The 9,153-nt window shown below is 47.2% G+C and carries 5 protein-coding genes; all 5 read left to right on the forward strand.

Annotated features, from left to right (window positions below; translation table 11 throughout):
• Positions 1-668: 668 nt before the first annotated feature.
• The 5 genes from QUB11_RS24780 to QUB11_RS24800 all read left to right on the forward strand — a co-directional run bounded on the left by QUB11_RS24780 (position 669) and on the right by QUB11_RS24800 (position 8,794).
• Positions 669-1,802, forward strand: a complete 1,134-nt coding sequence (locus tag QUB11_RS24780) for a glycosyltransferase family 1 protein (RefSeq protein ID WP_333200463.1) — start codon at positions 669-671, stop codon at positions 1,800-1,802.
• A 584-nt stretch (positions 1,803-2,386) separates the two neighbouring features.
• Positions 2,387-5,059 (forward strand): GAF domain-containing protein, encoded by a 2,673-nt coding sequence (locus QUB11_RS24785; protein WP_333200465.1) that lies wholly within the window; start codon positions 2,387-2,389, stop codon positions 5,057-5,059.
• A 151-nt stretch (positions 5,060-5,210) separates the two neighbouring features.
• Positions 5,211-6,353: a hybrid sensor histidine kinase/response regulator gene (locus tag QUB11_RS24790; protein WP_333200467.1), complete on the forward strand. Its 1,143-nt coding sequence runs from the start codon at positions 5,211-5,213 to the stop codon at positions 6,351-6,353.
• Positions 6,354-6,668: 315 nt separating this feature from the next.
• A complete protein-coding gene (locus QUB11_RS24795; RefSeq protein ID WP_333200469.1) occupies positions 6,669-7,499 on the forward strand; it encodes a GUN4 domain-containing protein in 831 nt (276 codons plus the stop codon).
• Between the two features lie 704 nt (positions 7,500-8,203).
• Positions 8,204-8,794, forward strand: coding sequence for a YdcF family protein (locus QUB11_RS24800; RefSeq protein WP_333200471.1), 591 nt, complete (start codon positions 8,204-8,206; stop codon positions 8,792-8,794).
• Positions 8,795-9,153 lie beyond the last annotated feature (359 nt).

The raw sequence follows: 9,153 nt of genomic DNA on the forward strand, positions 1-9,153 counted from the left end.
TTTGCGGGTAAAAATTTTTTTAACGAACCGCGAAGGCGCGAAGGGCGCGAAGCAAGAGGAAAGAAGGGAAGAGAGGAGAAGGGTTCGCAAGTTCTGAATGGATTTGGCTGTATATTACGATGATCTATCTTTTTTATCTCTTTCTCTGTGTCCTCTGTGTCCTCTGCGGTTAATTAAAAAATGGCATCAGGTTTTTATGGCTGGCTTGTTTGGGAAAAAATTCCCTGAAAAATCAAATTCTCATTCTGTTGCTTTTGGTGGTTCTGCCTGGATTTTCAGCGAGGGCAGTTTTTGCTTATTATTTAATAGGGGAATGGGCTGCTGTAACGCCGAGTGATCTAAATTAGTGGCGAGTTAGCGAAGGCTTATCTGCCACTTAAAAAACAAGATAAATTGCCGGAACAGCACAGGAAATTCACAGAATTAATTGCTTGACCGAAAGTGTGGGATGGCTTTTAGGTGGGATAATTGTATCAATTGGCATTCAGGGAATTGGCATTTTATCCCAAAAACCTATCGCTCGGAATTAGCGGTAGTGCAACAGAAAGAAGAAGTGTAGAAAAGCAGCCGATCGCACGCAATGACTTACTCCCCCGACACAGTGTATCCTGTTACCGATGACGTTTGCCCCAAGCTATGATTATCGGCTCCCTAAGTAACTTATTTTTATGAAAATTGCTCTGTTCACTGAAACATTTTTGCCGAAAATAGACGGCATTGTGACGCGCCTGATTCACACTGTAGATCACTTGCAGCGATCGGGCGAACAAGTTCTGATATTTTCTCCAGATTACGGAATTAAAGAATACAAAGGCGCACGAGTTTACGGTGTGGAGGGCTTGCCTTTGCCGATGTACCCGGAATTGAAAATGGCACTTCCTTCTCCCGCTGTCGGCCGCCAATTAGAGCAGTTTAAACCGGATATTATTCACGTTGTCAATCCCGCTATTTTGGGATTGGGCGGTATATATTACGGCAAAAAGTTGAATATTCCGATTTTGGCTTCTTACCACACCCATTTGCCCAAATACTTGCACCACTATGGTTTCGGAGTCCTCGAACCTTTATTGTGGGAATTGCTCAAAGGTGCCCACAACCAAGCAGAATTGAATCTGTGTACTTCTACAGCAATGGTGGAAGAATTGAGAACCCACGGCATTGAGCGAGTAGATTTGTGGCAGCGGGGCGTAGATACTGAAATGTTTGTCCCGGAATTGGCAAGTCGAGAAATGCGATCGCGCCTTTCTGCAAATAACCCAGACAGTCCCCTGCTGCTGTACGTCGGCCGCCTCGGTGCAGAAAAAGAAATCGAACGCATCAAACCAGTCCTCGCAGCGATTCCCGACGCCCGCCTCGCCCTAGTGGGAGACGGCCCGCACCGGCAAACCCTTGAACAATTTTTTGCCGGTACACCCACCAATTTTGTCGGCTACCTCAAGGGGCAAGAACTCGCAAGAGCTTACGCATCGGCCGACGCCTTCATTTTTCCATCCCGCACCGAAACCCTGGGCTTAGTGCTCCTAGAAGCAATGGCTGCGGGGACGCCTGTAGTGGCGGCGCGCAGCGGCGGAATTCCCGATATCGTCACCGACGGTGTTAACGGATATCTATTTGATCCCGCCGACGAAGAAGGAGCACTCGCCGCCACCCAGCGTCTGTTTGCGAATCCCGAAGAACGGGAAACCCTGCGCCACAACGCTCGCCGAGAAGCCGAACGCTGGGGTTGGGCAGCCGCCGCGGCACAACTCCAGCGCTACTATCAATCAGTGGTATTTGCCCAGTCTGTGCCCAGAGCGGCCTAAATGTCAGGATCTGTAGCACCTTTAAACATCACCGCCAGCTTAGCTTGGCTGTTCGATCGTCAGTTGGTAGTGAACAGGGATGTTTTCAAAGACCGATCGAACTTTTTTGCTGCATAAATTACCGTCGCTATCCTGCTGTTGCGTTTACCATTAAACTATGAGTAGCTCTGTAGGAATGCCTTGCGCGCTGCTTTCATAGCGCCCTTTACCTGACCGGATACGGTCGCCGAGTGCGCTAAAACAGTCACACCGCGCGCTGGGGCCGAGCACAGGGCGTCCAATCCACATTGCACTCTCGATCGAACTAAAGCTTGTCACCTAATTTTCAGGCCTTCTGTTTTGCGAACTCAAGTTCAGCTTGAATGGACGAACCCTCATCAGTATCATCGAGGTTGTAAAAAAGATCGATCGAGCATACATCACAAGCACACTGAAGTTGCGTGCGCCACTTTTGAACTCACGATTCATCAAAGCGACAAGCGAGTGCCGATGCGCTTGCAAACAAATTCAAGAGTTTGCACGGCTGCCGAATCTAGCGCCGATCGACCTGCGGTCAGTCTACCCCTCTGAGCAAGCAGTTAATCATGACATTCTCCAATGCTGGTAGCGTTCTGGCTACACTGACTCAAGTCAATTTTATGGGGGCATTGACCTCCCGTGTTAAGAGCCTGCCAGTTCCTGAATTAGTGTGCCTGCTGGACTTTATCACGGCTGAATTTCAGCAATTTATCCGGGCGATGGACCTGATTAACAATGAAGCACTCGAAAGTCTCTTAGAGCAACTTTTAGATGCCTTCACTGTCAAAATTGGTCAAATTTTGCAAGCAGACCGGACAACAATTTTTTTGGTTGACTCCAACAAAAATCAACTGTGGCACAAAACACTCGATCCACTTACGGGCGAGGAGGTAGAAGTACGCTTGCCTATGGATGCAGGCATTTTAGGCTACGTAGCAACAACCGGAAAATCGATTAATGTCGCCGAAGCTCGATCGCACGAGTATTTTAATTCCGAAGTAGACGAACCACCGGGCTATCAAATCGACACTATGCTCTGTATGCCGATTTTTAGCAGCAAGAGCCAACATGAACCCGTAGCAGTGGTCAGACTGTTAAATAAAGCTGGCAATGTCTCCTTTAGCGAGGAAGACGAACAGCAGTTCCAGGCTTTTGCAGATTCGATCGGGATTATTCTCGAAAGCTGTCAGTCTTTCTACGTCGTCGCCCGCAACCAGCGAGGGGTTGCCGCACTGTTGAGAGCCACCACGACTTTGGGTCAAAGTCTTGACTTGGAAACAACTTTGCGCTCTGTCATGGATCAAGCTCGCGACTTGATGCAAGCCGATCGCAGCACGCTATTTTTGTTAAATCGGGAAACCAACGAACTTTGGACAAAAGTCGCCAAGGCTGACGGCAAAACGATGGTAGATCTCCGCATTCCTGCTAATAAGGGAATTGCTGGCTACGTGGCTTCGACCGGTCAACCTCTAAATATTACAGATGCTTACGACGATCCCCGCTTTGACCCCTCTACAGACGGGCAAACGGGATACCGCACTCGGACTGTCTTGTGTATGCCCGTGCATAACGCTAAAGGTGAGCTGATCGGGGTAACTCAGCTAATTAATAAGAACCAAGGTACTTTCACCCCTTCCGACGAAGAGTTTTTGCGAGCGTTTAATTCCCAAGCGGGAATGGCGTTGCAAAATTCTCAACTGTTTCAGAACGTGATGGTGGAAAAGCAGTATCAGAAAGATATGCTGCAAAGTCTTTCTGATGCAGTGATTTCCACCGATTTGAAGGGGCGAGTTGTGACTATCAACGAAGCAGCCCTAGAATTGTTGGGCTGTCCGGTAAATCAAGCTAAAAGCAAACACAATCCCCAGATTTGGGAAGATAAACTGGTGAATCGCTATGTTTGGGAAGTTGTGCCGATCGAAAATTTGCAATTTCGACTAGAAGACAGTCTCAAAATTGCTGCCCGACATTACGTTCCCGAACAAAGTTTAACTGTGGGACTGTTGGTAGAAAAAACGCTAAATTCCCAACAAAAAGAAGGAGAAGAAGAAGAAGAAGAAGAAGAAGAAAGTTATATTTTGGCAGTGCCCGATCGCGCTGATCCTAATTTATATTACGCTTGGGGCGAAAACCGCGCGTGGACTGAGGAAGTAGCGCTGGCAGAATTAGCTAATGCCCAATCTCTATTTGCGCTGCGAAATTCTGCCCTGTATCACCCTTATTGTCCGCTGCCCATCCCCGCCTCTCGAATTAAAGTAATTGAACGTAGTTTGAATTTGACTGTCAACCCGCTAATCAATCCAGAAGGCGGCGTGCGCGGCGGTTTAGTGGTACTCGAAGACATCAGCCACGAAAAGCGGATGAAAAATACGATGTACCGCTACCTGACTCCTGGAGTCGTAGATAAAGTGATGGCCTTGGGTGAAGGCGCCCTGATGGTGGGCGAACGCAAAGAAGTGACTATTTTATTTTCTGACATTCGCGGCTACACCACGTTGACTGAAAATTTGGGAGCGTCGGATGTGGTATCCCTGCTGAACGAATATTTTGAGACGATGGTGGAGGCCGTTTTCCACTACGAAGGCACTTTAGACAAGTTTATCGGTGATGCTTTAATGGCCGTGTTCGGCGCGCCCCTGCCGCTGAATCCTCCGGAAAGTCACGGTTGGATGGCGGTTCAGTCGGCTTTAGATATGCGCCGGCGTTTGAAAGAGTTTAATGATTCTCGCCCCGGCGAAGATCCGTTTCGCTTCGGAATTGGAATTAGTTCCGGAGAGGTGGTTTCGGGAAATATTGGTTCTCAAAAGCGAATGGATTACACGGTAATCGGGGATGCGGTGAATTTGAGTTCGCGATTGGAACAGCTTACAAAGGAGTACGGATGCGATATAATTTTGAGCGAATTTACATACAGTTTGTGTCGCGAAGGAATTTGGGTGCGAGAGTTAGACAAGGTGCGGGTTAAGGGCAAAAATCAGCCAGTGGGTATTTACGAGTTGCTGCAAAATAGTTCTGAACCCATTGATGGGGAAACCCTTCGGTTTTTGGAACTTTACAGTAACGGTAGGGATGCTTATATTGCTAGAAATTTTCAGAAAGCTATTAGTTATTTTGAAGCGGCTTTAGCAATGCGACCCAGCGATCGACCTGTGGAAGTTCACCTCGATCGATCCCTGAGATATTTGGAAGTACCCCCGCCGGACGATTGGGACGGTGTGCATACGATGACAACCAAGTAGTAGATTATATTACATCCGAGTGCTCAAAAGTAAAAAGATTTGATAAAGTTGTGAGATATTCCTTATGACAGAGTTAACAAGTGTAAAAATGTGAAATCATAAATCGGATGCCATATTAAAGTTTAGAATTTATTTCCAGGCTAACAATTAAATGAGTTATTTATCTGTTCCGAATGCCACAAAAGCCGATCGCATTCTGGTGGTAGACGACGCACCAGATAATGTTTTGTTGGTTCAAACAATCCTAGAAGAAGAAGGTTACGAGATTAGCACGGCAGAGAACGGCTTTTCTGCCTTGAGTCAAATTGACAAGTCAGCCCCGGATTTGGTACTGCTAGACGTGATGATGCCGGGAATGGATGGTTACGAAGTCACTAAACGAATCCGAGACAATAAGGAATTGCCCTTTATGCCGATTTTGCTGATCACTGCTCACGACAGTGCGAGCGTAGTGCAGGGATTGGACATGGGAGCAGACGATTTCATCCGCAAACCAGTGGAAATGGATGAACTGCTGGCGAGGGTTCGATCGCTCCTGCGGCTAAAACACAGCGTAGACGAGCGCAATTCGATCGCCCTCCAGCGCGAAGATTTTGTCTCTCGACTCGCTCACGACTTGCGGACGCCCCTCGTAGCAGCCGATCGAATGATAACTTTAATGCAGCAGGGAGCTTTGGGAGAAATTTCGCCTCAGATGGGCGAGGCTTTGGGGACGATGGTTCGCAGCAACAAAAACCTGATCGCGCTCGTAAATATGCTGCTGGAAGTCTACCGCTACGAAGCAGGCGCCAAATCCCTAAGTTTCGCTGCGGTGGATTTGCGCCAGCTTATTACTGAGGTAGCTGAAGAACTAGCTCCCCTAGCCGATGCTAAAGGTTTGTCGGTAAATTTAGACTTGACAGAAAGTGCAGAAAGTGCACCGATTGCGAAGTATCCGGGCGATCGTCTGGAGCTGCACCGCTTGCTGACAAATTTAATCGGAAATGCGATTAAATTCACCGACAACGGCTCAATAGATGTCAGCTTAAAAGCTGCCAATTCACCTGCTTATACGAGCTTCGGAAACCAACCGCTGGCATGGGTAATCATAGAAATCCAAGACACCGGTGCAGGCATTTCTCCCACCGAAAAAGCAAAGTTATTTGAAAGGTTTGGCCCGGGAACTCACAGGAGATCCGGTACAGGTTTGGGACTACACCTCTGCCGCCAAATAGTCGAAGCTCACCGCGGCACGATCGAGGTAAAATCTGAGTTGGGCCAAGGCAGTTTGTTTAGTATTCGCTTGCCTTGTTAGAGCGCTATAAATAACTCTAACTTTCGGGTGCTAAATGCCCACATTAGTACAGAAAAACTGTAATTGTAGGTTGCAAAGTGCGTACCTAATCGAATGAGGGTTAATTTACCGGATGTCATATAATATCGTTTCCGGCTGCATCGTCAGGTGATAAATTAGAGGGCAATTCATGAAGGATTTTTACAAGTCGCAACCTATCTCGGCGCAATTTTCAGTTGTTCGATTCACAGTCAACAGTCAACAGTCAACAGTCAACATCATGTCTGAGTGCAACGGGAATTGATATAATTACTTGGCAACCGAATTTATGGCAATATGTCTAACTGTCCAGTGTGCGGTGCTGAATACATAGAAGAAAAAGCAGAGTGGTGCTCGATTTGCGGCTGGGATTTGACTCCCTACCCGCAGCGTGCTAAGCCTTCCAAAACTTATTTAAAAAAAGAACAAGTTAGATTGCAGTGGGCAAAACAAATGTGGGAATTGGCCCGCAATCAACAAAATTGGTTAGCTAAATTTGATGAGTTGCAGGGGGAAGTGCAGCAAGGTGCGATCGCCCGCACATACATTCAATCTCAGTTAGAATGGGTTCTGTACCGCCTCGAACAACTAAACCCCGAATTGATTGTCAGCACTCTACTGCGACTAGAAGACAAAATCGGCGCCATACCTGACCAAACTCCGGCTATCTCCGAAGTAGGGATGGACTACCGCCAACTGACAAAGCTATTAGAAACCGGAAAATGGCGCAAAGCTGATGAACACACTTGGGAAATCTTGCTGAAAATCGCTGTCAGGGAAGACGAAGGCTGGCTGAGTGCAGCCGATATTGACAGTTTTCCTCCTACAGACCTTCGCACGATCGACCAACTTTGGCAACAATACAGCAGCGGGCGGTTCGGGTTGAGCGTGCAGCAGCTGATTTGGGCAAGTACCGAGGCAAATTATACTGAATTTTGCGATCGAGTCGGCTGGAGAGTCAAGGAAAATTGGAAATATTACAGCGAGCTCTCCTTCAACGAAGATGCTCCCCCCGGACATCTCCCCGTCACCGCATGGAGACAGCGCGCCTGTTACGGTGCGGGTAAACTCACCGCAGCCGAAAACTTTGCCCGCATCGCTGCGAAATTGGCAACTGGCGATCGCTAATCATCCAAAATAAAAAGTTCAAAATCGACATTAACTGCTATAATCAAAACGGTTTAGCAACTGGGGCTGTGGCTCAGATGGATAGAGCAAGCGCCTCCTGAAGAATCGGGCACCCTGCGAGGAAACTCTAGGAGTGAATGTGGTCAAATTTGGTGAAACCTAAAGAGTTCGTGGGTTCCTATGACTCTAAGGCAATACCAAGCCAAGCCTGAGTTCAGGGCGATTATGCGATCGCCTATATTGAAATCAGGAAGGTTTAGAGACTAGACGGTCACCACCTAAAAGCTGCAAGCATATGGTGAAGGTATAGTCCAGAGAGTGGGGAAACTCACACAAATCTGAAGCGCTAGGTCGCCGGTTCGAACCCGGCCAGTCCCGTTAAAAATCAAGAAAAATTAAAAGCATGAGGGGTAAGCCTAAGTTTTAACCCTCTGTTTTGCATATCCGCTAAGGAATTGGCTCGCAGATTTTATAGCAACCGCCCAGGCGGTTGCTATAAAATCTGAAATCTAAAATCTCAAATCCCCCGTTTAAGCCCCACCACAAGCGTAGAGTCAATCTAAAATCTAAAATCTAAAATCTAAAATCTATGATCCCCTGACCCTTTTTTAAATTTTAATTTTTAATTCCTGTTAGTGGGCTGTACGTGCGGTATTTTTTGCTATGGTTCCTTTGTGAGTTACATAAAATTTTTATAGGTTTAGATGTGGTTAAGAATCAATTCAAACACGCGGCGTTACCAGCCTTTGAATACTTCACGCAGTTTTTGGTTCCTAGTAGGGCTTTTGATGGCGTGTTGGTTTGGGTATCAGCAGCTTAAGAGCGAATTTCAGAGACCCCAAGCTTTGTTAGTTCTAGGTGGGGCTACGGAGCGAGAGGTGTTTGCCGCCAAATTTGCTCTGGATCATCCTGAATTGCCGATTTGGGTGTCGTCTGGGAGCAATCCCGAGTTCGCTGAATGGGTGTTTTCAGAAGCGGGAATTGAGTCCGATCGCCTGCACTTAGACTACAGAGCAGTGGATACGGTAACAAATTTTACTACGCTCGTAGATGAATTGAAAGCTCAAGGGATTGAGAGCGTGTATCTGATCACTTCTGACGATCATATGCGGCGAGCTCAGATTATCGGCGAAATCGTACTCGGTAGTCGAGGCATTAGTTTTAAGCCTGTGGCAGTTCCGTCTGGGCGAACCCCCGAACCGATGCAAAAAGCTGTTCGCGACGGCGCTAGGGCTATTCTTTGGCTGACAACCGGTTATACAGGTGCTAACTTCAGCCAAGCCAGAATGGAATAAACAAAGGAAAGCATTGAGCAAGTTTTAAATTTTTTCCCATTCCCTCTGGTTTTAAAACTTGTTTTCTATAAGTATTTAAGGAACCGGGAAGATGCTGATGATAAATGCTTCAGTTGACAGTTGACAGTTGACAGTTGACAGTTGACAGTTGACCGCACGCGGGGCGACATCTACCTGGAAGGAAGAGGATTGGAGTAATGAATAGTCTTCTTTTAATTTCTCCCACTTATGGTTGCGGCTTTAAACCAATTCTTTCTGGTAAGAGAAGAGAACGAGTAGTTTAAACCCACATTCCGCACCCCCAACTGGCACATACGCGGATTGAGGGGGTAAAAGTGAATCATCCGAGACAAAGCGTG

The sequence above is a fragment of the Microcoleus sp. B6-A1 genome (genome assembly GCF_036705085.1).
In the GTDB taxonomy this organism is placed as follows: domain Bacteria; phylum Cyanobacteriota; class Cyanobacteriia; order Cyanobacteriales; family Microcoleaceae; genus Microcoleus.

Bases quoted from the DNA above. Each gene is read 5' to 3' on its own strand.
- QUB11_RS24800 (WP_333200471.1), top strand. From the start codon at position 8,204: ATGTGGTTAAGAATCAATTCAAACACGCGGCGTTACCAGCCTTTGAAT.
- QUB11_RS24795 (WP_333200469.1), top strand. From the start codon at position 6,669: ATGTCTAACTGTCCAGTGTGCGGTGCTGAATACATAGAAGAAAAAGCA.
- QUB11_RS24790 (WP_333200467.1), top strand. From the start codon at position 5,211: ATGAGTTATTTATCTGTTCCGAATGCCACAAAAGCCGATCGCATTCTG.
- QUB11_RS24780 (WP_333200463.1), top strand. From the start codon at position 669: ATGAAAATTGCTCTGTTCACTGAAACATTTTTGCCGAAAATAGACGGC.
- QUB11_RS24785 (WP_333200465.1), top strand. From the start codon at position 2,387: ATGACATTCTCCAATGCTGGTAGCGTTCTGGCTACACTGACTCAAGTC.